Source organism: Helicobacter japonicus (genome assembly GCF_000762845.2).
Taxonomy (GTDB): Bacteria; Campylobacterota; Campylobacteria; order Campylobacterales; family Helicobacteraceae; genus Helicobacter_C; species Helicobacter_C japonicus.
This window is the reverse complement of sequence record NZ_JRMQ02000006.1, coordinates 68,811-94,333: the sequence shown is the minus strand read 5'-3', so window position 1 is coordinate 94,333 and position 25,523 is coordinate 68,811. Positions and strand designations below refer to the sequence as shown.

The following is a 25,523-nucleotide window of genomic DNA, read 5'->3' as shown; positions in this document are numbered from 1 at the left end:
AATCTTGTTTTATGCTTATGTATTTGAGTATATGAAAAATAATCCAAACACAAGGCAAAAAAGCAAAGATAAATGCAAAAGAACTAAAGAGCATAGAGAGCCTTTATGGGAGCTGTTGTGTTTTATAGGTTGCTTTGAGCTTTTTAATTCTTGCGCCGTCCATTTCAAGCACTTCAAAAGTAAAATACTCATCACTAATTTTATCTTGCACCACAGGAAGCCGTCCTAGTAAGCCAAAAACATAGCCGCCTATGGTAATATGATCATTTGTATTTTCAAAAGTAATATTAAATTTTTCTTCAATCTGATATACATCAAGCTTTCCATCAAATTCATAAGTTTGTGAATCAAGCTGTTTCATATCCTCATTTTTCAAATCGTGTTCATCAGAAATATCACCGATAATTTCCTCGATAATATCTTCCATTGTGAGAAGTCCAGAAGTTCCACCATATTCATCAACAACAAGTGCAGTATGGATTTGTTGGCGATTCATAGTATTTAAAATCTCGGAGATATGCGCACTCTCTGGCACAATAATCATATTACGCACAAGATGCTTAAGGTTGCGCTCACCATTTCTCATTGTATTTTCAAATAAATCACGGATATGTATCATACCTAAAATATTATCTTTAGAATCTTGATAATATGGGTAGCGTGTGTGATTTGTTTGCAATACAATTTCAATATTTTTTTCATAATCATCTTGTGCATTAAGACATATCATATCTTTACGGGGTGTCATAATTTCTTTGGCAAGAGTATCAGAGAAATCTACCGCATTTTTGATAATTTCTCCTTCAATAGAATCTAAAAATCCACCCTTAAGGCTCTCTCCTACGATAATTTTTAGTTCTTCATCGCTATGTGCTTTTTCGCTTTCGTGTGCAGGAGTTATGTGGATAAGTTTTAAGAAAAAAGCAGCGACAATATCAAAGAGCTTAATAAGTGGAGAAAAAATAAGCCAAAATGTATAAAGTGGTCGCGCTACAAAAAGCACTACAGATTCTGTTTTGGCAATAGCAATTGACTTTGGCACAAGCTCACCAAGCACAACGTGTAAGAGTGTTACAAGGATAAAAGCAAGGATTGAGGCAATAGAATGCACGAGAAAAGGAGAAGATTCCAAAAGATAGGCAAAGGGAATTGCAATAAGGTTTGCAAAGGCATTTTCACTTACCCACCCAAGCGCAAGTGAGGCAAAGGTAATGCCAAGTTGTGTTGCACTTAAATAAGTATCAAGTGAATATGTCATTTTTAAAGCAAGAGAGGCATTTTTTACTTCATTTTTTACAAGCTCTTCAAGCTTAGATTTTCGAATCTTAACAATTGCAAACTCTGAAACCACAAAAAAGGCATTGAGGAAGACCAAAAACAATGCCACAATAAGCATCAAGACTGACGAGTATGGGTCCAAAAATTCTCCTTTAAAAATAAAACCTTAATTGTAGTTAATCAAATCTTTAAAAAAACTAAATATCAAAACCAGCACTGATAATCACATAATAAGTAAATGCACCAAGAAGTGCAGATATAGGCACGGTGATTAGCCAAGAAGCGATAATTTTATTGATTGCACTTCGCTTAACAAGTTCTTGTTTGTAAGCTTTTTTGAGCGATTTACGCTCTTTTCTATCAAGGCGAGGCATTAGTTTAAAATTTTTATTGTTTTTTAGAGCTTCAAGCATTAAGCCTTTTTTCTTGATACTTGCTTTATTAAAATTTTCAAGGAACGCTTCTACTTCTTGAGCATCTTTGCCTTTGTGTGCTTCTATAATAGTTTGTTGCATTTCATAGTAACGTTTTTTAAGATATTCCCGTAAAAATCCTACACCAAAAATTGCACCTAATGCAATATGTGTCGAGCTTACAGGCAATCCAAGCTGGGAAGCAAGAAGCACAGTTAAGGCTGCACTCATAGCAATACAAAATGCTCTCATTTTATCTAATTCAGTAATTTCACTTCCTACCGTTCGGATAAGTCTTGGTCCATAAAGTGCAAGTCCAAGTGAAATACCTAATCCACCCACAAGCATAATCCATAATGGCACAGAGGCTTTTGTAGTAGGGAGGACTTCACCTAAAGATTCCAAAGTTTCATTAATGGCTGCAAGTGGTCCAATAGCATTTGCTACATCGTTCGCACCGTGTGCAAAACTTAAAAGTGCCGCTGAGAAAACGAGAGGAATTGTAAAAAGAGAATTAATATCTTCTTTTGTATTGAGGAGAGAATCTGCTTTTTTTGCAATAATAGGGCGCACGATAAAAAATACTATGACTGCAATCACAAGGCTAAGAAGCACAGAAAATATAAAATTAATTTCAGGCAAGATTTTTTTTAATCCTTTTATAATAAGGTAAAGCCCAAAAGCCCAAGTCATTACAAAAATAAGAATAGGCACAACACGTTTAGCAGCTTCACGTTTATCTTCTTTGTATGTAATGCTTTTTTTGATGATAATGAGAAAGACGACTGCAATCACGCCACCAAGCACGGGTGAGATAATCCAACTTGAAGCAATGCGTAAAAGCTCCAACCAATGGACTACTCCTGCGCCACCAGCGACAATTCCTGCACCTAAGATACCACCTACAAGGGAATGTGTGGTAGAGACAGGAGCACCAATAACGGTAGCTAAATGAAGCCAAATTGCACCAGAAAGTAATGCTGCAAGCATTAAGCTTACAAATATACGTGGTTCAGCTATTTGTGTTGAATCTATGATACCAGATTTAATTGTTCCGACAACCTCACCACCAGCGATAATAGCTCCCATTGCTTCACAAATAGCTGCAATAATGATTGCTCCAATAAGTGTGATTGCTTGAGAGCCTACAGCTGGTCCCACATTATTTGCTACATCGTTTGCGCCTATATTCATTGCCATATAACCACCAACAATGGTTGCAAACACTAGGAGAAGGGTATTGTATCCCGTATGAACAAAAACAGCAATCAATGAGATGACTAAAAAGAATATAAGAACAATGAATATTTTAATACCATCTTCGTGATTAAATTTTTGTGCTTTTTCGATATGTTTAATATCCTTAAATTCCATAAGTAACTCCTTATATTTTAATGGATTTGGTTAGGTAACCAAAGTGAGATTTGAGGGATATATGTTACAAGAAGCAAACCTACCAACATAACTCCAAGCCAAGGCAACACAGAAGAAGTTACATCTTTAAGGCTTAAGTTTGTAAGGGAGCTTGCCACAAACAGATTAAGTCCTACAGGTGGAGTAAGCATTCCGAGCTCCATATTAACAACCATTACGATACCAAAATGTATGGGATCAATGCCAAGTGCGATAGCAATAGGTAAAAGTAAAGGTGTCATAATCATAATAACAGAGCTAGGCTCCATAAATTGTCCCATAATAAATAATACAATATTGACAAGGATAAGAAATACCCACCAAGTCATATTTTGTGCGACAAGAAAATCGGCTACAAGATGAGGGATTCTCTCATTTGTTAAAAAATGAGCAAACACTACAGCAAAACCAATAATAAAAAATATCATTGATGTGGTGATTGCCGCGTCTAAAAATACTGAATAGAGGTCTTTAAGTTTAATATCTTTATATACAAAAACAGAGATGATAAACGCATATACAGCACTTATGCCTGCTGCCTCTGTGGCGGTGAATATACCTCCATAGATACCTCCAATTATGACAAAAACAATAAGTAGTGCCCAAAAGGCTTCACGAAATTTTTTAAAACGTGATGCTAGGCTCTCTGGCTTAGTTGCTTGGAATCCTAAACGTCTTGCTCCTATATAAGCATAAAGCATCATCATCACACCAATTATTAAGCCTGGCACGATTCCTGCCATAAAGAGTTTTTCAATAGATACTTCAGCTGTTACACCATATACAATCATTACAACAGAAGGTGGAATAAGAATCCCTAAGCTTCCTGCAGAAGTGATTGCTCCAACAGCATAGCTTTTAGGATAACCAGCGTTTTTAATGGCTAAAAACATCACTGAACCCACAGCAATAACGGTTGCAGGAGAACTACCACTCACTGCGGCAAAAATGATACAAGCTAAAATTGCACTTATGGGAAGACCGCCGGGCAAATGCCCTACAAGCGAAGTTGCAAAGTTGATAATGCGTTGAGCTGAACTTCCCTTGCTCATAAGAGAACCAGCAAGGATAAACATAGGGATTGCCATAAGGGCAGGTTTTAAGCCATTAAGCATAATTTCAGCTGAACCCACTATATTGTATGAGGTAAAAATAAAAAGCGCACTTATTGCGCTTACTCCCAAAGCGATACTCACAGGCACTCCTAAAAGAAGTAAGCCAAACAAAACAAGTAATAGGTATGCAACACTCATTGGATAACCCTATTTAATCTTTAAGCACGGAATCGTGTATCATTTCATTTTCTGTATTTTTGACAACCTTGTTTGCCTCCATCCAAGATATTTCATAGATTTTTTCAATTGAGCGATAAGTTGCACCAAAAAATGCAAAAGGCAAACAAAGGAGAAAAATCCACAAAGGAACATTGTGTAAAGCTTCACTCATATAGCCAAGCATATAGTTATCATAGCATACCATAGCTCCAGCATAAGTCATAAAAGCAAGAAATACAGAATTTAGCGTATGTATGATAATTACACAAGTTTTAGCAACTTTAGGTGGAAATTTTTCTAAAAGCATAGTAACACTAATATGCACACCTTTTCTAAAGCCATATGCTGCGCCAAAGAATGCCGACCATAAAAAACAATATCGTGCCATTTCTTCTGCCCAAGTGAGTGAGAGTTGAAAAATATCGGGAAAAAGTCCTGTAAGATAGCGACAACATACATTAACTGCAGTGATAATAACACCAATAGTTAAGCCAGCTACCGCAATATTTTTGTTGATAGAAGCAATGATTTTATCTAAAATAGCGAAAATTCTATGGACGAGTGGGCTATGGTGAGCCCACACAAATGGTTTAGCAATCAAGGAAAGCATTTTTTTACCTCGTGATTATTTTACTTCCAATACTTTTTCAATCAAGTCTTGCCCTACAAGATCGTAAAATTTAGGATAAATAGCTTGCATAGTTTCTTTCCATATAGCTATTTGCTTATCTTCGAGAGTGTAAATTTGTGTTTTTGTGGCATCATCTTTTTTGAGTTTTTCAAGAAGAATTTTTTCTTCTTTTTCACTTTCAAGACGTTCAAATTCAGTAGCTTCGTGAAGTGCTTGTTTAAAGATATCTTTAAGCTCATCGGGGAGTTGCTTCCAGAATCCATCACTTACCACAACAAGATAGCCCAAATAGCCGTGATTTGAAAGTGTAATGGAGCTTTGCACTTCATAAAACTTTGAATTATAGAGATTAGAGAGTGGGTTTTCAGCTGCATCAACTACACCTGTGGAAAGTGCGGAATATACTTCACTAAAAGGTAATACTTGAGGAATTGCACCGATTGCCTTTGTTTGCTCTTCAAGCACTTTTGAACTCATAATTCTCATTTTTTGTCCTTTAGCGTCTTCGGGTAGAATAATAGGCTTTTTATTTGTGCTAAATTGTTTGAATCCAGCGTCCCAATAATCAAGTGCAACAATACCTCTTTTAGAAATTACATCTTTCAAAATCTGTCCTACTTCGCCGTCCATTACTTTATGCAAATGCTCTGTATCACGGAATAAAAATGGTATATCCCAAATATTAAATTCTTTTGCAATAGGAGTAAATTTTGAAAAGCTTGGTGCTGCCATTTGCACATTATTGCGTGTAAGTTCTTGAAAAACTTTGTCATCATCAACAAGTTGTGCGCTTGGGAATACTTCTACTTTGATTTTGCCCCCACTAAGTTCATCAACTCGTTTAGCAAAAAAATCAGCAGCTTGTCCTTTAGGAGTATTTGCACTTACCACGTGGGCGAATTTCACTTTATATGTTTCTTGTGTTTTGCTCTTATCATCACTACAACCCAAAAAAACTAGGGTTACTGCACTGATTAATGCTAGGATTGCAATTTTTTTCATCTTTTCCCCTTTGAAGATTTCGTTCTTAGAGTGTTATTCTATACGCATATATCCTTTAAGACATATTAGAGTGATATATTTTGATAAAAAAATAAAATTCTTGTGTAATTTATAAACAAAACCTTGATTCTGTATTTGTGTAACTTTTTAAGGATAAAACATTTGAAAAAATAAGCTAAAATGCTAATTGATTTATACTATAACAAATATTTTTAAGGAGAGAAAAAAGGTGTTCCCCTTTAGTGATGAAGAGCTTCAATCGCCTGTTGAAATGGTGATACAAAAAGTCCGCCCAACACTTACTCTTGATGGTGGAGATATCACTCTACTAGGCATCAAAGATTCAAGAGTGTATGTGCGGCTTGAAGGTGCGTGTAAGGGCTGTCCAAGCTCGGCTAATACATTAAAATATGCTATTGAGAATCGTTTAAAAGAAGAGATACACCCTGATATTAGCATTGTGAATGTGCCTCACGGAGAGGAATCACAATTCCATTTATAGAGTAAGCTTATGGAAGTTATTAAACTCACAGATACACGCACAAGGCATATTATTAATAAAAATAACAAACAAGGTTTTGTGCTGTTTATGGCAAAGCAATACAAACAAGCCTTTGAGATTTTTGCTCATAATCTTCAACTTGATTCAAATAATACAGAATCCCTCATTGGATTGCTTCTTTCAGATATGGCACAAGATTTTGAAGACCAAGCATTAGGTTTGTATGAATATTATCAACTTTTACTTTCGCAAGAAATCAGCAAAGCAAAAGCTAGAGCACAGATTCTAAAGGCTATTCAAAGTTTTGATAAAAGCACAAATGGTATTTTTGCTCTCTTGAAAAATCTTGAAAATTTACGTGCTGATTCTCTTGAAGGGATTTTGTATCAAGATTTTAAGAAACTCGCACAAGAAAATTTTAAAAAAACATTTGAAGATTTAATTTTTAGCACAAAGATCATTTTTACAAACAAAAATGACTTCTATGATTTCCTTAATCAACTTGTAGAAAATGACTATCAAGATATGTCTCTTGAATATATTGAATCTCTTAAAAAAAATGTCATTTATGATAAAGAAATAGAAAAGATTCTTCAAAAGGTTAGCAATGATAATCGCAAAAAACATAAAATATAAAGATAAGTTTTATAGTGCGATTACTGATGATACGCGTGTAGTGAGTGCGTTATTGGCAGGTGAAAGTCTAGAAGGGTATGAAAATATAAACCTAGAATCGCTTTTGCTTGTAAAATGTAAGCAGAATGCTTCATTTGTGGTAAAGCTTGAAGATTCTATAAAATCCCAAAAGTTTAATATTATAGAATCTTATGAACTCCCAAATGTGCTTTTAGACAAAGCTAATGCACAAAAAACACGTATTGTAGGAATTACTGGCACAAATGGCAAAACAACTACTGCTGCTATTATTTACTCGATTTTACTTGATTTGGGCTATAAGGTTGCATTGCTTGGCACAAGAGGATTGTTTATGAATGACAAACAGATAAAGCCTAAAGGTTTAACAACGCCGAGTTTGCTTGAACTTTATGAGGATTTATGTATTGCTACACAAGAAGAATGCGACTTTTTTGTTATGGAGGTTAGCTCACACGCTATTGCACAGGAGCGTATAGCTGGACTTACATTTGCCTTGAAGATTCTCACAAATATCACAAGCGACCATTTAGATTATCATAAGAGCATTGATGAATATAGACGTGTTAAGAATAGCTTTTTTGAAGGTGAGGGACTAAAGCTTTTAAATGTAGATGAGCCTTATATTCGATGCAGTGATAGAGAGGCATTTTTCTATGGAGTAGAGAAAAAAGGACATTTAAGCGTTTCTGCTTATGCTTTAGAATCTGGTATAGATGCGCATATTTTATGGAAATTTAAAGAAGAAGTAGAACAGGGCACGATAATAGCACACCTTTACGGAAAACATAATCTTTACAATGTTCTTGCAGGAATTGCCGCAGTGAAGATTCTCACAAATAAACCTTTGGAATCTGTTGCTACTGCACTAGAAAATTTTGGTGGAGTAAGTGGGCGTATGGAGGTTGTGCATACTTCCCCACTTGTCATTGTAGATTTTGCACATACACACGATGGTATGCAGCAAATTTTTGAAAGCTTTAGACATCAAAAAGTTGCTGTGGTCTTTGGTGCAGGTGGTGATAGAGATAAGAGCAAACGCCCAAAAATGGGAGAATGTGCGCAAAAATTTGCAGATAAGATATATATAACAAGTGATAATCCTCGCACTGAATCTCCCCAAAGCATCATTAATGATATATTAAGCGGTATGGATACAAATGGGAATATTTGCATTGAATCTAATCGTGAAAAAGCAATATACAAGGCACTTGATGAGTTGAAAAATGATGAAGTATTGTTGATTTTGGGTAAAGGTGATGAGGATTATCAAATCATTGGCACACAAAAGATACATTTTGACGATAGAGAAGTTGTAAGGGCTTATTTTGCTAATAGGCAAGATAAGAAACTTTAGGTCCTCTATATTTTGTCTCTACACTATTGATTATAATTTTGAAATAGAGAATTAAGCTATACAAAAGGAATCTAAAGACACTTTTTACAGGACGGATTCTCTAAAAAATAATATTTACTTCTCTTTATCTTTATTTTTACGCTTTTTATCGATAAAGTAGCTTTTCAAGTAGTAAAGAGTGTTGAGTAAGACTTTTTATTCTTGTATTAAAAGAGTGTTATTTTTTTGGGTAGAGGATTCTAATCCTCTACCCACTCTTGGAGTTTTTTGTAGAGCTGAACACCTATACGTTTAGCTGTGAAATTAAGAGAATCTCCAATATTTTTTCCCTCGTGTGTATTGCTTACACTTGTAGTGAAAACAGCATTTTTGCGACAATCATAAATTGTCATAATTGCATCTGCCTTAATTGTGCCTCTGCCTACAAGAGAAAGATTAACTTTGACTTGAATAAGATTTTGTGCTTGTGCGTCAAAACTATAAAACTCTCCCAATTCTTTTGCAAGCTCACTTTCAATTACTTCTGCTGATACATTGCTTTGAATGTTGAGACGTGCTGTTGGTAAGGGTGAATTGACTGCCAACATTTTTTCAAGTTGTGTAATACTTTTTGGTTCTTGCGAACCTATTGATTGTAAAAGCATTCCATAAAGATTAAGTTTGTTGAGAGTATGTTCTAAACGCACTTTGTCTTTGATTGAAATAGTATTACATTGGGACATTCTACTAAAGTTCAAAAGATTATACTCTGTGTTAAAAGTTTTTTGAAACTGCTTAACCAACGAGCTTTTTGGAATTTGAGCTTTGACATAGAAGAGATTGTCTCTAAATTCGTCTTTTGTGTAGCTTACATCACTAAGTTCAATCGCAGCAACATCAAGCTTTATATCATTGCTTGATTTGTATGAAATGCTAGAATCTTGCCTTTGCGCGTGTGATTTGAATTGAGAGCTTACTTGCACGCTAAGTTGAGAGCTTATATCACTCAAAGCCCTTGCTTTAGCGTTTTCAAGAGTAGAGGCACTGCCAAAACCAATAAGAAAAGTATCGCTATGCGCATCTTTTCCATACCAGGCTGGTGGCTTAGGTGAATTACCGCAGCCTACCAAAAAGAGAGCTACTCCAAGTATTAAAGCACTTGCTAATCGCATATATCACCAAATTATCGAGCTTCAACAGCATTGAAATTTGCACTGAAATTATTTAATGCTTCTTTCTTTATATCAGCTGGAATAAGCCCATTTTTGTTGATTTGTTGTTTTATGTTTGCCTCAAGTTTTGATTTGTTTTCTGGACTAAGCTTTGCAAGAACAAAAATGCGTGTGCCATCGCTTGTTATCCAAGTATCTGTTTGTTTTGTTCCGCTTAGGATTGTAGAAGTGCTTTGTTTTGTGATTTGTGATGTCGCACTTTGCATACTTGCAGTGCCAAAATCACTCTTGCTTTTTTCTTTTGCATTGATGAGAACACCTTCAACTTTTACCGATACTTGACGTGCTAACTCATCTCTCGCTAAAGCGAGAGCTTCATTTCGTGCAAAACCTAAATCTCCGCCCACAATTTCTGAATCTCCTATGGCACTCATATCACCTTGTCCTGCATTAATAACCCAATTTGGTGCACCTTTAAGATTAAGAGCTTTAAGTGCTTTTTTGTCTATACTCTTACCACCAACACCAAGTGAATCATCACCACCACAGCCTATTAATAAAAACGCCGCTATAACGCTTCCTGCTAACAATTTTACCTTTGTATTCATTTGTGTCTCCTTTTTTTGTTAAAGTTAAGGTTTATTACCAACTCACAGATGAGTTTGAGCCAAGTTTGATGATATTGACTTCATCGTCCCATATGACCGTTCCATCTTTGAGATTGGTAAGTGTAAGTAGGAAAAAGTAATCTGTGCGCTGCTTTGAGCCAACTTTTGTATTTTTTTGAACAATTTTCCCTGAAAGTGAAAGTTCAGCAGATTTCAAACTACCTTTTTCTATTGTTGTGCGTTGATCAAATTCATCATTATCACGCGCTTTTCTTGCCATATTAATACCTTTTTCTGTTTTTGCACCTTGAGCAAGTGTAAGGACAAATTTACCACTATTTCTCATATCACGAGTGATTTTACGACTAAGCTGATCTGTATCAATGGTCTGCATTGTGTCATTAATAACACCAGATATCATAAGCACTTTAGGCTTACTACCACGAGATATTTCCCTCACTTGTGCGCTACTAAGGAGTGAGCGCACACTATCGCTTGCTGCTTTTTCAATATCGTGATAATCTAAGCCCATACTCGCATATGCCTTAGAATTTGATGGATCAATATATTGAGGTCCGCTACTACAAGCAGATATTAAGAGCGCACTTAGAGCTACCCCACATAATATTAAACTTTTCTTCATTCTATTTCTCCTTTTAGAATTTGATAAGTTGGATTCTTGCCTTTTGAACGCAAGTAAAGAATATTATCATTTTTATCACACAAAACAATAATTTTTTCTGATTTTTTATGATAATTTTGATTTTTTTTGCAAGAAAAATTGATTTCATAGAGTATATGTTCATCTGCTTGTAAAGAAAAATTTGCAGCGTTGTTTGGAATTTGCAAGGCAAGAACTCTCTTTGGTAGAGCTGTAGTAATGCGTATATCCGCATTATTGGTAGCAGCTGAATATGCTGCACCAATTAAAGAACCTGCTAATGCTCCTAAATCACCAAAATACTCTCCGCCAATACTATTGAGAGATGCTTGAGTTGCTGCCTTTAAAATAGCCGAACTAATTGCCCTTGTTAGGATAAAAGGAAGCTTTTTGCTAAATTCATTGGCTATAACCCCATCTAAGTCACTTACTTCAAAGGCTGTAAATTTTTGTTGATTATTATGAGTTATTGCTTGATATGAAATTGCACTAGGCTTTCCTTCTTGAAGTTGTGGGATAGAAACCCCTAAGTGTAAAACACTTGAACTTACATAATAAGCCGGTAAGTTAATGGCTAACTCATTAAGTGCAGCACTTTGTCCATCTTCTATAATGAACCAAGTATATGTAGATTTATCGCCCATTCTACGCTTATTCATTACTTCTAAATCTTTATTGATAATTTGAGATTGTGTAATTCCATATGCTTCCTTATATAAATCAGTTGCTTTTGGATAGTCGCTCTCACTCATAAAAAAGAGCGCAGATACATAGCTCACAGCAGGATTAATGAATCCATTATATATTTTAAAATTTTTGAGGTTGCTATATTGTTGTTCTAAGATGGATTCTGTGCTTGAAGCCGTATGTTTTTTATCAATGGTTTTGAATGTCTCATTTGAAGATTCTTCTTTTTGGTTTTCTACCATAGCTTTTTTAATGTCTTTTTGAAAATATTCTTTGGCTCGTCTTTGTCTGTCATTGGCTCTATTAAATTCTACTCTAGCAAGAGCATAATCTCCCAAATACATTGCATTAAGGGCTTTGTAGTAATTAAACATTACACCCTCATAAATGTTGCCACGATAGGTTTTGACATTCTCATTAAGAAGCACAGCACCTGCATTGCTAAACATACCACCCATTAAGCCTTCGGATTCATATTTGTTGAATAATTCCTCTCCTTTTTCTAGCAAAGTAGCTGTATCTTTTTGAGATGAGTTAAAACCACTGATACCTGCTTGCAGATTCCATAAGACATCTCCATTACTACCAGCTTCTCCTTTTGCGTATTCATACGCTTTTTTATCATTTCCAGCATAATATTGTTTATTAAAAGATTGCAAAGAATTGTGGTGTGAACACGCACTCATAAAAATAAGCCATATAGGCACTAATGCCAAAAAAACATATCTCACTTAATTCCTTTTTTTTGTTTGTATCAAATTTAGAGATTATTGTAATGACATTAGTTTTAAATTCACTTTAACTTCACATTTTTGTAATACCATTTCAATAATTAATCTTAATTTAAGGATAAAATAAGTGAGGCACTTATACTTATTGGTCGGTATGGTGATATGGTCAAGCTGTAGCACATCTATCCCCACATTTGAAGAGAATGCTAGGCAAACGCACATTCCCTCATCTTTTCGTAATCTCAAAGCTCTATCAACACCTCAAACTGCTACAAAAACAGGAGATTCTAAAATTTCTATAAATTTACAAAATACACAAGATTCTCAAGAGCAACCCTTTAGCTTACAGCAATTTATGATATTAATTGATGATAAGCAGCTTCATAATATACTTTATCTTGCACTTGAAAAGAATACAAATGTATTGACAATGATTTCTCGTATCAAGCAAGCTAAGTCTCAAATGAAAATCAACACCGCTAATATGTTTCCTACCATAAATGTAGGATTAAACTCAAGCTATATCGATAATCGCACACTTTCTCAAAGCACGATTGTGCGTCCAGGAGCAAATTCTATCAACGCAAATATAAGTATGAGTTGGGAGGTTGATTTATTTGGCAAACTCAATGCCTTGCGTCAATCAAGTAAAAAAGCGTATCTTCAAGCCCAAAGCAATCTTAACTTTGCGCAAATTTCTTTAATTGCTGAAGTGGCGACTTTATATTTTACATTGCGAGATAACGCTTATTCACTCGCTATTGCCGAATCTACACTTAAGAATCTAGAACAGATTCAAGCAATCAATACAGATAAATATAAATTAGGACTCATTGATGTAAGCACTTATCAAGGCTTTGTGGCAAATACTACAACACAAAAAAATAATTATGAAATGCTCTCCTATACCTTTGAGCAAAATAAAAATGCGTTGCTTACTCTTTTGAATACAAGTATTGATGAGATTACACAACAAGTTGATTTCTTGGATTCGAAACATTGGACATTTCCGCATATTGCAGATTTTTATATAGAAAAAATGCCAAGTGATATTTTGCTTTCTCGTCCTGATATTCAGGCAAGTATTTATGCTCTCCACGCACAGCTTTATAAACAAACAAATGCTAAAGCAGCGCGTTTGCCCACTATCTCTTTAAGTGGTTCAATAGGTGATATTCTTTACAGCACTAATGCTAATTCTATCGGTTCTATCGTCTTTCAAATAGCTAATTCTATTACAGCACCTCTGCTTAATCGCACTTCTTTGAAGCAAAATTATCTTATTCAAAAGGAGTTAAGCAATGAAGCATATTATACATTGCAAAATAATGTAAATATTGCTTTAGGCGAGGTTGAAAATGCACTTTTTGATATTCAATCTAAAAAAAACCAACTGCAAAATACACAAAATATGTATGACATAGGCACAAAAGCCTATGAAAGCAATAGCACAAAAAATAAACGTGGATTACTTGATACAAATGATTTTTTAAGCACTGAAAATACATATTTGAATTTACAATCACAGCTTCATAATGCAAAAATAAATGAGATTCTCTCACTTATCACACTTTTTAAAGCTTTAGGCGGGAATCTTGCTTTACAAGTGAGTGAAACAACACAATCTTTACCTAAACAAAGCTCTATACAAGGAAACAAACAATGAATTTATATCAGATTCTTAATGCAAAAAAACAAACGCATAGAAAAATTCCCTTTAAAGTGTGGCTTATTGCACTTGTGATTATTGTGATCATTATAGGTGGGATTTTTTTGTGGAATCTTGTTGGTTCAAAAGTAGAATATGAAACAATAAAGCCTACGCGTGGTGATATTCAATCAAGTATTTCAGCCTCTGGCTCACTTTCTCCTGTGAATGAGGTAGAAATAGGCAGTGTTATTTCCGGACTCGTGCTTGAAGTGCTTGTGGATGAAAATGATGAAGTAAAACAAGGGCAGATTTTAGCGCGTATTAATCCAGAAACCATTAATCAAACCATTGCAAGATATGAAGCACAGCTTAAATCCGCACAAGCACAGCTTAGAGCAAGTGAGCAAACTCTAGCAGACAGAAGGTGGAATTATAATAGGTTAAAAGAGCTTTATAAGGCAACAAATGGGGCTTCACCCTCTTTACTTGAGTTACAAACTGCTAAAACTAATTACACATCAGCACTCTCTGATGTAGATATTAAAAAAGCTTCTATTAACGAGATTCAGACAAATATTGAAAGTGCTAAGATTGATTTAAAAAATTCTGAAATCATCTCACCTGTTGATGGTATTGTGCTTACGCGTAGCGTTGAAGTAGGGCAAAGTGTGGCAGCAAGTTTTCAAGCACCTACACTTTTTAAAGTTGCTGAGAATCTTGAAGAAATGCAGCTTTATGCAAGTATCTCAGAGGCAGATATTGGTAAAGTGAAAGAAGGGCAGGAAGTTGTTTTTACCGTTGATGCCTACCCTGATAGAAATTTTCACGCTAAAGTCAATCGTGTAAATTTTGGCTCAGGCGATGGTAGTAGTTCGTCTTCAAACTCGACTTCAAGCACCTCAGGCATTGTTATTTATCGTGCAAAAATTGAAGTAGATAACAAATCTTTGCTTTTACGTCCTGATATGAGTGCTACAGCCGATATTATCATAGCTAAAGCACAAAATGTGCTGATTGTGCCAAGTGCAGCACTTTATTTTGATTTAAACAAATCACTTCAAAAAGCAGGAGTTAAAAAAACCAATTCCACTATCAATTCAATGTTTGCTCCTCCACGTCGCCCTAAAGCGCAATTTGATACTAAACAAAAACAACAAAGTAAAAAAGGCACATTATGGATTCTAAAAAATGGTGTGCCTGAATCCATAAATGTAGAGATAGGCATTACTGATGGTGGTTTTACGCAGATTCTAAGTGGTATTGATGAGAATACACAAGTGATTACAAAAGTAAAAGTGCAATAGCAGGTATAAAATGGGAGATTTTATTATATTAAAAGATGTGCATAAAACTTATGGCAAAGGGGAAAGTGCATTTGAAGCACTTAAAGGTGTAGATTTGGAGATTGATAAGGGTGAATTTGTCGCATTAATGGGACCTAGTGGTTCAGGTAAGTCGAGCCTTGCAAATATACTCGGCACACTTGATGTCGGAAGTAGTGGAACATATTTATTTTGTGATGTCGATGTATTTAATCTTACACAAAATCAACGCGCACTTTTACGCAGAAACTATATAGGCTTTATTTTTCAAGGATTTAATCTTTTAGCACGCACGACAGCATTGGAAAATGTTGAATTACCCCTTATGTATCGTGGAGTAAAAAAGGCAGAACGAGAAGAAATCGCACTTAATGCCCTTGATAAAGTGGGGTTAAAAGATTGGGCTGCACATACAAGTGCAAAATTAAGTGGAGGACAGCAGCAACGCGTAGCAATCGCTCGTGCAATTGCTTCAGAGCCGCTTTTTCTTCTTGCTGATGAGCCAACAGGGAATCTTGACACAAAGCGAAGTGTAGAAATTATGGAAATACTTAAAGAGTTAAATCAAAGTTTAGGGATTACGATTCTAATGGTAACACACGAGCCAGATATGGCAAAATATGCAAGTAGGGAATTACATTTTTTAGATGGACGTTTAATGAGTGATTCAAAGGATTGTTAATGATTATAAATGCTTTTATCCTTGCACTAAGACAAATTAAACGCAATTTCTTGCGTGCATTTTTAACAATGCTTGGTGTAATTATTGGTGTAGGTGCAGTCATAGTAATGATTAGCTTAGGAAATGGAACAACTCAAATGATAAGTGATCGAATCTCTTCACTTGGTAGCAATCTTTTACTTGTATTTCCTGCACGTGCAATGAATCCAAGTGGTGTAAATCTCCGCCGTAATTTTAGTATGCAAGAAGCTCAAAATGTGCAAATGCTTTCACAAGAATACATTGAAGCACTTGCTCCAATTTCACAGACTTCTGTTATGTTGCAATATCAATCGCAAAATACAACTACACAGGCACAGGGTGTTGATTCAGCATTTTTTTATGTAACACAATGGGATACAAGCGAGGGTAGGGGTTTTGAAGAAAATGAATATCGTGTAGGAAGTAATGTATGTATGATTGGCGAATCTGTGCGAAAAAATCTTTTTTCTCAAAGCAATCCTTTGGGACAAAAGATTCGCTTAAACAATATTGTGTGTGAATGTATTGGTATTTTAGAATCTAAAGGGCAAGGCGGTATGGGAAATGACCAAGATGATGTGATTTTGCTTCCAATGAAAACATTTTTACGCTCTGTATCAGGGAGCAATACACTTTTTTCCATTAATCGCCTTATGCTTCGTGCAAAAGATGGTGTGGATTCGGACGAGGTGGTGCAATCTTTGACAAGGATACTTCGTCAGGTGCGTAATGTTCGCGCAGGAGATAGAGATTCTTTTGAGATTATGGATACGAAACAAATCGCACAAACACTTACTTCTACGACCAAAACCCTTACTGCATTATTAGGGCTTATTGCTGGTGTAAGTTTGATTGTGGGAGGAATCGGTATAATGAATATTATGCTTGTTTCTGTAACAGAGCGCACAAGGGAAATAGGAACGCGTATGGCAATAGGAGCACTACAGAGTGAAGTGCTTATGCAGTTTTTAATAGAATCTATTACTTTAAGCTCACTTGGGGGAATAGTTGGCATTATATGGGCATTTTTTGCCTCTTTTGCATTGAGTAAATATATGGAAATTCCTTTTATTTTTGATATTCCAACAGCTATTATTGCTTTTTTGTTTTCGGCATTTATTGGTGTGCTCTTTGGCTATCTTCCTGCAAGGAGGGCTTCAAAACTCAATCCTATTGATGCCTTGCGCCACGAATAATTGAGTAGATTTTATGGGAGAGAAAGAATAGGGTAGTCGTGTTGATTGCTTACAGGAAGCTCAAAGTGCCACCATTCTGTTTTTATGCTTTTTAATCCAGCTTGGTTCATTATCTCTTGGAGTTCGTTACGATGAGCGCAATTTTTTGTTTGAGATTGAGGACAAATATAATCACGCCACGCTTTTACACTAAACTCATCAAATAGGCTTGGCATACTTAAGGACTCTCCATTTTCTTGAGCTAAGCCCACATCAATGGCAATCCCCCTTGAATGATTTGAACCTTTCTTTGGGTGAGCGACATAGCGTGTATCAGGCACAATGCTCCAAGCAAGCTCTTGTGCAGCTTGCGGACGGAAACAATCATACACAATAAGCTTTAAATTCTTTGCTTTTAGAATCTTGGCAAGTTTTTGTATATGCTCTTTCATATCTTTATGGAGATAGCATTTGTGCAAAGAAAAAGGTGCATAGATGTTTGTTTTCATAAAGTTTTCTTTACTATCATAAGCAAGGCGCGTGATAAAAGTATCTTTATCTATTTCTTCAAGTGCAAAAAGCCCAATATTACGCATTTTATCTTCCATTAGAGAATCTTTGCCTTGCGCAAAACTACATATAATGATAATTAAAGGCAAAGCAAGATTCATTTTTTACATTCTTTCAACATATGTCAAATTTTTAATTTGGCTAATACTTTAAAATAAGATTCTAATTCTTTGCTTATACTCTTATCAATTTTTGCCACTTCCCCTCCTAAAGCCTCTATTGTGTTTTATAATAAATTTTGCAATTACTTTTTAGCAATCAAAGTGCCAAAATTCACCCATTTAAAAAGCACTTCAATGCCGCTAAAACCTATATCTTTAAGCATTGCAATATTTTCTTCAAGGCTAAAAGGCACAAGCACATTTTCTAATGCTTCACGCTTTTTGCTAATTTCAGTTTTTGTGTAGCCTTGCTCTTGTTTATAACGCATATATCGTTCTATCATCTGCCTATCAAGGATTCTATGGTGGGAAGTCATTTTTTCACTTAAAATAAAAATCCCCCCTTCTCTAAGAGAATGATAAATTTTTTGCAAAAGAGTAGTGCGTTGCATTGGGCGGATAAATTGCAGGATATAATTAGCAATCATAATATCAGAGTGTAAAAAATCATATTGGAGCAAGTCTGCACATATAAAATCAATATTTGCTCCGTAAGCTTGAGCTTTAAGTAGGGCTTTATCAATCATTGCTTGGGAATTATCAATGCCAATGAAGTGAGTATGTGAGGGCAAAGTTTGAAAAAGAGCTAAAAGTGTTGTGCCTGTGGAACTTCCTAAATCATAAACAAGAGGATTGCTTTGAGAGGGCAAGGATTCTAAAGTGTAGGAGCAAAAATCTACAATTAAACCGAGCACCTCTTTGTAATGAGGAATTGAACGCTCAAGCATATCATCAAATACACTTGCTACTTGTTCATCAAATTCAAATTGTTTGCCAATATCTTGCGTAAAAATTTTATCTTTCATTGAATCTAGCTAAGTTGAGCCATACCTTCAAGTGGAGAACTTGCACTTGCATAGGCTTTACGCGGTATGCGTCCAGCAAGATAACTTAATCGCCCGGCTTTTACAGCATATTTCATTGATTCTGCCATTGTTACAGGATTTTGAGCCATTGCAATAGCTGTATTTGTGAGCACTGCATCAGCTCCTAATTCCATAGCAATACTTGCATCACTCGCACAGCCCACTCCTGCATCGACAATCACAGGCACTTTGACTGCTTCTTTGATAAAGCCGATATTATAGCGATTTTGGATTCCAAGCCCGCTTCCAATAGGTGCAGCAAGGGGCATAACAGCACTTGCTCCCGCATTTTCAAGTCGTTTTGCCATAATAGGATCATCATTTGTGTAAGCCAATACACAAAAACCATCGTTTGCTAGAATCTCCGTAGCTTGTAGTGTTTCTACTACATCAGGATAAAGCGTTTTATCTGTATCACCTATGATTTCAAGCTTAATAAAATCAATACCTGTTGCTTCTTTTACAAGACGAAAGAGCGTGATTGCTTCTTTAGCATTGACACACCCAGCAGAATTTGGCAAAAATTGAATCTGTGTATCTTTAAAAGTCTCAAGCAGATTCTCACTTTTATTATCCATAATATTGACCCGGCGCACAGCAACCGTAATAATTTCTGCACCACTTGCTAAAGTTGCTTCTTTAGTAGTGGTAAAGTCTTTGTATTTTCCGCTCCCAACAATCAAGCGCGATGCAAAAGTGTGTGAGCCAATTGTGAGAGTATCATTAGATAAAGTATTCATTTTTTATCCTTTTAAAAGATTCTAAAGTTGTAATGCTTTCAAGAAGCATACTTGGTGTTAAAGCATAATTTGCAATGTGTTTTATGGCTTCTCTTGCTGCAAGTGTATGGGCAAGTGAGCCTTGTATTGCTGAATCTAAGCCATTATATCCTTGAGCTAAAAGCGCACCAATAAGTCCGCTCAAGACATCACCACTGCCACCTTTTGCAAGTGCATTAATACCAAGTGGATTAATATAAACCTCTTGTGCTTTAGCTATAAATACATTAGCTCCCTTAAGCACAAGTGTAGTATGGGGATATTTTTGTGTAAAGCTAAGCATACTATCTATGCGTTTTTGTGGAGAATATTCGCCAAGTTCGCATATTTGAAGTAATGAAGCAAATTCTTTTGGGTGTGGCGTTAAAATGATTTCTCGTGTAAAATCTAGTCGCTGTTGCTTGAGGCTTTCATCTAAAAAAGTTTTAACCATAGATGTATGAAACACATCAGCATCAAGCACACAAGGTAGGGTAGAATCAAGTAAGGATTCTAAAATCTGTGTAGCATTTTCTACGCCAAGCCCCATACCTAAAGCGATAGCAGTTGTATTATGAGGAAGTGTATGTGTTTGCATAATATCAAATGGAATCTGCACATCTTTTTGAGACACGATACTCACTAGCCCCGCTCCAAAACGCAATGCACTCTGTGCGCTTAAAATTCCAGCACCTATTTTTTCTCCTACAAACACTGCTAAATGCCCAAAATCACCTTTATGGCAATTTTGTTTTATGCGCTTTGGTAATGCTAAATCGGAAGTTTCAAGCATTTTGAGATTAGAGCTTACTTCATAATGATTTTCACTTAAACCGAGTTTGCCAATATGTAACTCTCCGACATAATCTTTTGCTTTATCGCTAAGGCATACAAGATTTATTGCCCCCATACATAATGTATGGTTTGCTTTAAACACAAAACCTTCGTTTGTATCGCTTAAACCACTTGGTATATCACAAGCAATACATAAACGAGCATTTTTATTAGCCAAAGCTAGAATTTCACCCACTTCACGTTCTAAGCTACCTTTTAGCCCACTGCCCACAACACAATCTACAATTACATCGCAAGGTAAAATTTTTTTGATAAATTTTATTTCACATTCACAAGCTTGTTCATAAGCTTGAATACAAAGAGGTGATTTCGGTTCTTTTACTTGATAGATTCTAATATGATAATCACCACTCAATCTCCTGGCAAGAGTATAACCATCGCCACCATTATCACCACTACCACACAAAATAGTAATAACACTTCCTTTGTGTGTTAAAGATTGTATGAGAGATTCTAAAGCACAAGCAGCATTTTCCATAAGAATCTGCGGTGTGAGGTGATATTTTTCACACGCTCTTTTATCCAAAAATGTTGTATTCTCATAGATATTTTTCATACCTGCTCCAATTATGCTCCATATCTCGCACTTAAGGCTGCTACAATGACGCTTACCATATCATCTTCAGGTTTAGATTCGGGTGTAGGCATAAGTTCTCCAATTTTGTTCTCGATATATGAGGTATCAAAATTCCCACGCCTAAAGTCCTTATCATTGCAAATATTCATCAAAAAAGGAATTGTTGTTTTGACACCTTTAATAGTAAATTCACTTAAAGCACGTGAAAGTTTATTCACTGCAAGATTATAACTTGATGCTTTTACGATAAGCTTTGCGACCATAGAATCATAAAAAGGTGGAATCACATAGTCTTTGTAAATACAGCTATCTACGCGCACAAAAGGTCCAAGTGCAGGATAATAAGTAGTGATTTTTCCCGGATTTGGCACAAAATCATTTGCTACATCTTCGGCATTAATTCTCGCTTCAATAGCAAAACCTTGTGCTCGTATATCGTGTTGCGTGAGGTCTAAAATTTCTCCTTGTGCGATGCGAATCTGTCTGCCTATTAAATCATAGCCTGTAATTTCTTCTGTAACACCGTGTTCAACTTGTATGCGCGTATTCATCTCCATAAAGTAAAAGGTATTGTTTTCATCGAGGAGAAATTCAACAGTTCCAGCATTTGTATAGTCCGCTGCTTTTGCAGCTGCCACAGCTGCCGCTCCCATTCTACGACGCAAATCATCACTAATGAGGGGACTAGGAGCAATTTCAATGAGTTTTTGATGTCGTCTTTGTATTGAACAATCACGCTCTAAAAGATGTATCACATTACCATAATTATCAGCAAGTATTTGAAATTCAATATGGCGGGGATTAACAACATATTTTTCCATAAATACATCATCATTTTTAAAAAATGCCATAGCTTCACGTTTGCAAGCCTCAAAAGATTCTATTAAATCTTCTTCTTTTTCCACTACGCGTATGCCACGCCCACCACCTCCGCTACTTGCTTTAAGGATAACAGGATAACCAATTTTTTGAGCCTTTCTAGCAATTTCGCTTACAGAGTGCTTATTAAGTGGTTGAGTGCCAGGCACAATGGGGATTCCATTTTTTTGCATAATTTCACGCGCAGCATTTTTATCACCCATTTTGGCAATTGTTGTAGAATCTGGACCTATCCAAGTTATACCTGCTTCTTGCACCTTTTTAGCAAATAAAGCATTCTCACTTAAAAAGCCATAGCCGGGGTGAATTGCATCAACTTCGGCACGCAATGCTACTTCAATAATCAAATCCGCATCAAGATAGCCTTGTAATGGGTCATCACTAATTTCATAGGATTCATCAGCCATTTTCACGTGCAAACAATCTCTATCAGCTCTTGCATAAATGGCTACACTTTTAATATGTAAATCCCTACAAGCGCGTATGATACGAACAGCAATTTCACCACGATTTGCAATAAGAATCTTTTGAAACATCATAACCTCCTTTATCTATGAAGCACAAATGAAGAGTATTTTAACCTTTATAAGCTTTGATTGATTTGTCTAAAATCTCTTGCGCAATATTTTTGTCTTTAAAATCTTTTACTTTTACCCATTTGTTTGGTTCTAAAGTTTTGTAGGTTTCAAAAAAATTCTTGATTCTATCAAGTGTGATTTGTGGTAAATCTGCTAAAGATTGAACCTTATCAAATGATGGGTCAATTTTAGAAACAGGCACAGCAATAAGCTTTTCGTCCATTCCACTTTCATCTTCCATAATGAGCACGCCAATAAGCCTAGAGGCTATCATACTGCCTGCTTGAAGCGGATAAGCATTAAGCACGAGAACATCAACAGGGTCGCCATCGTCTGCAAGAGTATTTGGCACAAAGCCATAATTTGCAGGATAAAACATTGCACCATACATCACTCTATCGACAACAACTAAACCACTTTCCTTATCAACTTCATATTTGATATTTGAACCATAAGGAATTTCAATAATAACATTGACTTTATTTGGATTTTCACCCACTGATACTTTTGAGAGATTCATTACCGCTCCTTTAAGCTTAAATTATGTTAAAAGAGCGATTATACCAAAAGATTCTATTAAAATGACAATGCAATTTGCGCCTTTGTATTAAAACCGGGCTCATAGAGTGGTGTGCCTTCTCCTTTTGAAAAAAGCTCTTTGAGTGGGCTCATAGGGTTTGTATAAGTTTGATTTGTAATGTTTAAAAATGCTAAACGCACACTTAAATAGGATTTCACATCATAAGTAAGGTAAAGATTATGTGTATTATAGCCTTTTTTATGCACAGATTCGATCCCATTATAATACATATTGTAACCTTGATAATCTATTCCCTCTACAAAACGACTAAGCCATAAAATATGAAATTGTGGCACACTTTTAAAAGGACGCAATCCTGCACTTAGATAATAGCTTCGCCCACTTACAGCAGCAAGCTCAAAGGTGTCAGTAATCGTTTTATTTTTGTATGTAGGAAAGCTTTGAGCAATACCTATATGCACATCAAGAAAATCTAAATCAAGCCCAATATTTGCCTCATAGCCAAGAATTCGTATGGGACTATTCATATTTTGACGAAAAGAAGCCTCGTGGGTATGAGTAGCACCATTTGCATAAACATTGTCATTAATATAGCTATTGATAAAGTTTTTTAGATATTGGTGATAGAGGCTTATATGCGCACTAAATAAGTTATTATCATAATCCATATTAAGCTCTGTATTATGCATTCCCTCTGCTTTTAATGGAGCAATCTTTACGTGAGGATTTGAGAGTAAGGAAGCATCAAGTGGCATAGCCCCGCGTGTATTGTAGTTTTGTGTGATTTTAAAGCTTAATTCATTTGTGGGAGCATAAAGAAGCGAGATATAAGGGCTAAATCCTTGAGTATTATGCCTTGTATCAACTTTATCACGATAGGTAAAGACATCATAACGCGAACCCAAATCAAGACTTAAAGATTCTAAAAAATTAAAACTTGCCCCGACAAATCCGCCATAAATAGCACCTAATTCTTGTGCTTTATTATTATCTGAAAAAGCGTGGTCATCAAGATTATGTGCTTTGGTAGTAATAAGCTGATAGTTTAAGCCATATTTAATAGAATGTTTAGAAGTGCCAAAATAGTGTTTAAAGATAATATCACTTCCTAGATTCTGCAAACTTAAATCTTGTGCACCCTCGTGGTCGTTGTTAGTTACTGCTTCACGAGGCGTAAGTGTAAGATTCTTATATGAGTAAAAATTATTCCATAATAGAGTGAAATTTTCAGTAGGCATATAAGAGTATTGTGCGCTTATGCCGTGAGAAAGAATAGCATTGTCAAAAAGTTTTGGATTTGCACTAAGCAAAACATTAGCACCATAAGGCGCAACTGCGGTGAGATGGTTAAAATGATAGTTAAGATTAAATGAATGATTTGCATTAGGGAGAAAGTTTAGCTTAAAAAGTGCATTATGTGCTTTTGATTGAGAAGAGGGGACTTTATCACCATTGCCTGCACGATAATAAGGCACATCATCAAAACTATAACTTGCGACTAACCCGAGATTCTCTTTTATCTTACCATAGGTAGCAAGTGAAGTGCCAATGCCTCTATTACTTTGTCCCCCGAGTGTAAAATATGCTCCATAGCTGCGATTAGGTGAGAGTAAATCAAAAGCATTTTTTGTAGTGATATTGATACCTCCTGCTAATGCTCCTGCGCCATATTCTACATTTGCTAAACCTTTTTCTATCTCAATATTTTTAATAAGGAATGGGTCAAAGAGAAAATTGCCTTGATGATGAAATAAATTCCCACTTTGCGTAATGCCATCAAGCCTAATGCGAAACATTCTATCTTCAAAGCCACGAATATAGAGTTTTTGTGCGATTTGTGCGCTTCCACCGACTTGAATCTCCGCATTTTTATTGAAAACTTCACGCAAGTCTTTTGCTTGGGTATTTGTGATAAAAGTATCGTCTATAACGCTAACATTAGCATTGCTAATAGGGTGAGCTAGAGAAGTAATTGGTGAAAGTTTAATAGAACGTATATTTTCGGGAATCTCATCAGCAAAACTTGTGCTTGCAAAAGCCACACTTGTAATGCCTGAAAGCATAGCCATATTGAAGATTGAAGGTGTAGTAAAAGTAGAGTAAAAATGTGTCATTGCCAAAACCTTTAACATAAATTGAAATGAAGCGTGAAGTCTATCACATTTTATAAAATGTAGTATTATATTTTACAAAATTTTTATTTTTTTGCATTTTTGTAGCATTTTTTTGTTACTATCACGATGTAATTTAAATAGCTGTGATAATAATCAATCTCTTAAAGGCAAAGGAGTTTTTTATGGAATGTCCTTATTGTAAGCATTCACTTTCTCATAGTGAGGTCGTATCATTGCTTAAAAGCCTTGATAAAGCAAAAAAAGATTGTCAGGTATGCCATAAACCATTTATTGGAAGCAAAAGTGCAAAAACTTGCTCAAGTGCTTGTCGTTCAAAAGCATATAGAATCCGAAAAGCAGCCCAGATTCACTAAAATAACAATATTGAATCTTAAATAAAATAGGGAAGTT

The 25,523-nt window shown here is 35.6% G+C and carries 24 protein-coding genes; 8 read left to right on the top strand and 16 right to left on the bottom strand.

Annotation, left to right across the window (positions count from 1 at the left end):
• Nucleotides 1-103: 103 nt before the first annotated feature.
• The 5 genes from LS65_RS05760 to LS65_RS05740 form a co-directional block, all read right to left on the bottom strand.
• A complete protein-coding gene (locus LS65_RS05760) occupies nt 104-1,396 on the bottom strand; it encodes a hemolysin family protein (protein WP_201274338.1) in 1,293 nt (430 codons plus the stop codon).
• 79 nt (nt 1,397-1,475) lie between these two features.
• Nucleotides 1,476-3,065, bottom strand: a complete 1,590-nt coding sequence (locus tag LS65_RS05755) for an inorganic phosphate transporter (protein ID WP_034360245.1) — start codon at nt 3,063-3,065, stop codon at nt 1,476-1,478.
• Between the two features lie 17 nt (nt 3,066-3,082).
• A complete protein-coding gene (locus LS65_RS05750; protein WP_138129788.1) occupies nt 3,083-4,357 on the bottom strand; it encodes a TRAP transporter large permease in 1,275 nt (424 codons plus the stop codon).
• A gap of 13 nt (nt 4,358-4,370) precedes the next feature.
• Nucleotides 4,371-4,988, bottom strand: coding sequence for a TRAP transporter small permease (locus LS65_RS05745; protein WP_034360242.1), 618 nt, complete (start codon nt 4,986-4,988; stop codon nt 4,371-4,373).
• A gap of 15 nt (nt 4,989-5,003) precedes the next feature.
• On the bottom strand, nt 5,004-6,011 hold the full coding sequence (locus LS65_RS05740) for a DctP family TRAP transporter solute-binding subunit (RefSeq protein ID WP_034360239.1): 1,008 nt from the start codon (nt 6,009-6,011) through the stop codon (nt 5,004-5,006).
• 229 nt (nt 6,012-6,240) lie between these two features.
• Between LS65_RS05740 and LS65_RS05735 the strand changes: the two genes are divergently transcribed.
• Genes LS65_RS05735 through LS65_RS05725 form a run of 3 tightly spaced genes read left to right on the top strand, consistent with a single transcriptional unit; the run spans nt 6,241 to nt 8,524 of the window.
• The gene (locus LS65_RS05735) at nt 6,241-6,513 is read left to right on the top strand and encodes a NifU family protein (RefSeq protein ID WP_034360236.1); all 273 of its coding nucleotides are present in this window, start codon (nt 6,241-6,243) and stop codon (nt 6,511-6,513) included.
• A 9-nt stretch (nt 6,514-6,522) separates the two neighbouring features.
• Nucleotides 6,523-7,149, top strand: coding sequence for a hypothetical protein (locus LS65_RS05730; RefSeq protein ID WP_034360233.1), 627 nt, complete (start codon nt 6,523-6,525; stop codon nt 7,147-7,149).
• Nucleotides 7,121-8,524, top strand: coding sequence for a UDP-N-acetylmuramoyl-L-alanyl-D-glutamate--2,6-diaminopimelate ligase (locus tag LS65_RS05725; protein WP_034360231.1), 1,404 nt, complete (start codon nt 7,121-7,123; stop codon nt 8,522-8,524). Before LS65_RS05730 ends, LS65_RS05725 begins: the two co-directional genes overlap by 29 nt.
• A 239-nt stretch (nt 8,525-8,763) precedes the next feature.
• Here the strand turns inward: LS65_RS05725 and LS65_RS05720 are convergent, their stop codons facing one another.
• The 4 genes from LS65_RS05720 to LS65_RS05705 are packed head-to-tail and all read right to left on the bottom strand — an operon-like array spanning nt 8,764 to nt 12,362.
• Nucleotides 8,764-9,675 (bottom strand): LPP20 family lipoprotein, encoded by a 912-nt coding sequence (locus LS65_RS05720; RefSeq protein ID WP_236096653.1) that lies wholly within the window; start codon nt 9,673-9,675, stop codon nt 8,764-8,766.
• Nucleotides 9,676-9,686: 11 nt separating this feature from the next.
• Complete coding sequence (locus LS65_RS05715) at nt 9,687-10,283, bottom strand: LPP20 family lipoprotein (protein ID WP_034360228.1); 597 nt, start codon at nt 10,281-10,283, stop codon at nt 9,687-9,689.
• A gap of 34 nt (nt 10,284-10,317) precedes the next feature.
• Nucleotides 10,318-10,926 carry a penicillin-binding protein activator LpoB gene (lpoB, locus tag LS65_RS05710; RefSeq protein WP_034360225.1) on the bottom strand — a complete coding sequence of 203 codons (609 nt, stop codon included), beginning with the start codon at nt 10,924-10,926 and terminating at the stop codon, nt 10,318-10,320.
• Nucleotides 10,923-12,362, bottom strand: coding sequence for a COG3014 family protein (locus LS65_RS05705; protein WP_034360222.1), 1,440 nt, complete (start codon nt 12,360-12,362; stop codon nt 10,923-10,925). Before LS65_RS05705 ends, lpoB begins: the two co-directional genes overlap by 4 nt.
• 127 nt (nt 12,363-12,489) lie before the next feature.
• Here LS65_RS05705 and LS65_RS05700 point away from each other — a divergent pair, with 127 nt between their 5' ends.
• The 4 genes from LS65_RS05700 to LS65_RS05685 are packed head-to-tail and all read left to right on the top strand — an operon-like array spanning nt 12,490 to nt 17,234.
• A complete protein-coding gene (locus LS65_RS05700) occupies nt 12,490-14,028 on the top strand; it encodes a TolC family protein (protein ID WP_034360219.1) in 1,539 nt (512 codons plus the stop codon).
• Complete coding sequence (locus LS65_RS05695; protein ID WP_034360216.1) at nt 14,025-15,317, top strand: efflux RND transporter periplasmic adaptor subunit; 1,293 nt, start codon at nt 14,025-14,027, stop codon at nt 15,315-15,317. The genes LS65_RS05700 and LS65_RS05695 overlap by 4 nt, the downstream gene beginning before the upstream one ends.
• A 10-nt stretch (nt 15,318-15,327) precedes the next feature.
• On the top strand, nt 15,328-16,017 hold the full coding sequence (locus tag LS65_RS05690) for an ABC transporter ATP-binding protein (protein ID WP_034360213.1): 690 nt from the start codon (nt 15,328-15,330) through the stop codon (nt 16,015-16,017).
• Nucleotides 16,017-17,234 (top strand): ABC transporter permease, encoded by a 1,218-nt coding sequence (locus tag LS65_RS05685; RefSeq protein WP_034360210.1) that lies wholly within the window; start codon nt 16,017-16,019, stop codon nt 17,232-17,234. Before LS65_RS05690 ends, LS65_RS05685 begins: the two co-directional genes overlap by 1 nt.
• An 11-nt stretch (nt 17,235-17,245) precedes the next feature.
• On the opposite strand, the gene LS65_RS05680 is transcribed toward LS65_RS05685, so the two are convergent.
• The 7 genes from LS65_RS05680 to LS65_RS05650 all read right to left on the bottom strand — a co-directional run bounded on the left by LS65_RS05680 (nt 17,246) and on the right by LS65_RS05650 (nt 25,112).
• A complete protein-coding gene (locus tag LS65_RS05680) occupies nt 17,246-17,884 on the bottom strand; it encodes a M15 family metallopeptidase (RefSeq protein WP_052060930.1) in 639 nt (212 codons plus the stop codon).
• Nucleotides 17,885-18,027: 143 nt separating this feature from the next.
• Nucleotides 18,028-18,750, bottom strand: coding sequence for a carboxy-S-adenosyl-L-methionine synthase CmoA (gene cmoA / locus LS65_RS05675; RefSeq protein ID WP_034360207.1), 723 nt, complete (start codon nt 18,748-18,750; stop codon nt 18,028-18,030).
• 5 nt (nt 18,751-18,755) lie between these two features.
• On the bottom strand, nt 18,756-19,550 hold the full coding sequence (locus LS65_RS05670) for a thiazole synthase (RefSeq protein WP_034360204.1): 795 nt from the start codon (nt 19,548-19,550) through the stop codon (nt 18,756-18,758).
• Nucleotides 19,534-20,979: a bifunctional ADP-dependent NAD(P)H-hydrate dehydratase/NAD(P)H-hydrate epimerase gene (locus LS65_RS05665; RefSeq protein WP_034360201.1), complete on the bottom strand. Its 1,446-nt coding sequence runs from the start codon at nt 20,977-20,979 to the stop codon at nt 19,534-19,536. The genes LS65_RS05670 and LS65_RS05665 overlap by 17 nt, the downstream gene beginning before the upstream one ends.
• A gap of 11 nt (nt 20,980-20,990) precedes the next feature.
• Complete coding sequence (locus tag LS65_RS05660) at nt 20,991-22,415, bottom strand: acetyl-CoA carboxylase subunit A (RefSeq protein WP_034360197.1); 1,425 nt, start codon at nt 22,413-22,415, stop codon at nt 20,991-20,993.
• Between the two features lie 40 nt (nt 22,416-22,455).
• On the bottom strand, nt 22,456-22,977 hold the full coding sequence (ppa, locus tag LS65_RS05655; RefSeq protein WP_034360194.1) for an inorganic diphosphatase: 522 nt from the start codon (nt 22,975-22,977) through the stop codon (nt 22,456-22,458).
• 56 nt (nt 22,978-23,033) lie between these two features.
• Nucleotides 23,034-25,112 (bottom strand): TonB-dependent receptor plug domain-containing protein, encoded by a 2,079-nt coding sequence (locus LS65_RS05650; protein ID WP_084707865.1) that lies wholly within the window; start codon nt 25,110-25,112, stop codon nt 23,034-23,036.
• A gap of 182 nt (nt 25,113-25,294) precedes the next feature.
• Between LS65_RS05650 and LS65_RS05645 the strand changes: the two genes are divergently transcribed.
• Nucleotides 25,295-25,486, top strand: coding sequence for a hypothetical protein (locus LS65_RS05645; protein ID WP_034328179.1), 192 nt, complete (start codon nt 25,295-25,297; stop codon nt 25,484-25,486).
• Nucleotides 25,487-25,523: the final 37 nt, after the last annotated feature.

Bases quoted from the DNA above. Each gene is read 5' to 3' on its own strand.
- LS65_RS05760 (WP_201274338.1), bottom strand. From the start codon at position 1,396: ATGCTTATTGTGGCATTGTTTTTGGTCTTCCTCAATGCCTTTTTTGTG.
- LS65_RS05755 (WP_034360245.1), bottom strand. From the start codon at position 3,065: ATGGAATTTAAGGATATTAAACATATCGAAAAAGCACAAAAATTTAAT.
- LS65_RS05750 (WP_138129788.1), bottom strand. From the start codon at position 4,357: ATGAGTGTTGCATACCTATTACTTGTTTTGTTTGGCTTACTTCTTTTA.
- LS65_RS05745 (WP_034360242.1), bottom strand. From the start codon at position 4,988: ATGCTTTCCTTGATTGCTAAACCATTTGTGTGGGCTCACCATAGCCCA.
- LS65_RS05740 (WP_034360239.1), bottom strand. From the start codon at position 6,011: ATGAAAAAAATTGCAATCCTAGCATTAATCAGTGCAGTAACCCTAGTT.
- LS65_RS05730 (WP_034360233.1), top strand. From the start codon at position 6,523: ATGGAAGTTATTAAACTCACAGATACACGCACAAGGCATATTATTAAT.
- LS65_RS05725 (WP_034360231.1), top strand. From the start codon at position 7,121: ATGATAATCGCAAAAAACATAAAATATAAAGATAAGTTTTATAGTGCG.
- LS65_RS05720 (WP_236096653.1), bottom strand. From the start codon at position 9,675: ATGCGATTAGCAAGTGCTTTAATACTTGGAGTAGCTCTCTTTTTGGTA.
- LS65_RS05715 (WP_034360228.1), bottom strand. From the start codon at position 10,283: ATGAATACAAAGGTAAAATTGTTAGCAGGAAGCGTTATAGCGGCGTTT.
- lpoB (WP_034360225.1), bottom strand. From the start codon at position 10,926: ATGAAGAAAAGTTTAATATTATGTGGGGTAGCTCTAAGTGCGCTCTTA.
- LS65_RS05695 (WP_034360216.1), top strand. From the start codon at position 14,025: ATGAATTTATATCAGATTCTTAATGCAAAAAAACAAACGCATAGAAAA.
- LS65_RS05690 (WP_034360213.1), top strand. From the start codon at position 15,328: ATGGGAGATTTTATTATATTAAAAGATGTGCATAAAACTTATGGCAAA.
- LS65_RS05685 (WP_034360210.1), top strand. From the start codon at position 16,017: ATGATTATAAATGCTTTTATCCTTGCACTAAGACAAATTAAACGCAAT.
- LS65_RS05680 (WP_052060930.1), bottom strand. From the start codon at position 17,884: ATGAATCTTGCTTTGCCTTTAATTATCATTATATGTAGTTTTGCGCAA.
- cmoA (WP_034360207.1), bottom strand. From the start codon at position 18,750: ATGAAAGATAAAATTTTTACGCAAGATATTGGCAAACAATTTGAATTT.
- LS65_RS05670 (WP_034360204.1), bottom strand. From the start codon at position 19,550: ATGAATACTTTATCTAATGATACTCTCACAATTGGCTCACACACTTTT.
- LS65_RS05665 (WP_034360201.1), bottom strand. From the start codon at position 20,979: ATGAAAAATATCTATGAGAATACAACATTTTTGGATAAAAGAGCGTGT.
- LS65_RS05660 (WP_034360197.1), bottom strand. From the start codon at position 22,415: ATGTTTCAAAAGATTCTTATTGCAAATCGTGGTGAAATTGCTGTTCGT.
- ppa (WP_034360194.1), bottom strand. From the start codon at position 22,977: ATGAATCTCTCAAAAGTATCAGTGGGTGAAAATCCAAATAAAGTCAAT.
- LS65_RS05650 (WP_084707865.1), bottom strand. From the start codon at position 25,112: ATGACACATTTTTACTCTACTTTTACTACACCTTCAATCTTCAATATG.
- LS65_RS05645 (WP_034328179.1), top strand. From the start codon at position 25,295: ATGGAATGTCCTTATTGTAAGCATTCACTTTCTCATAGTGAGGTCGTA.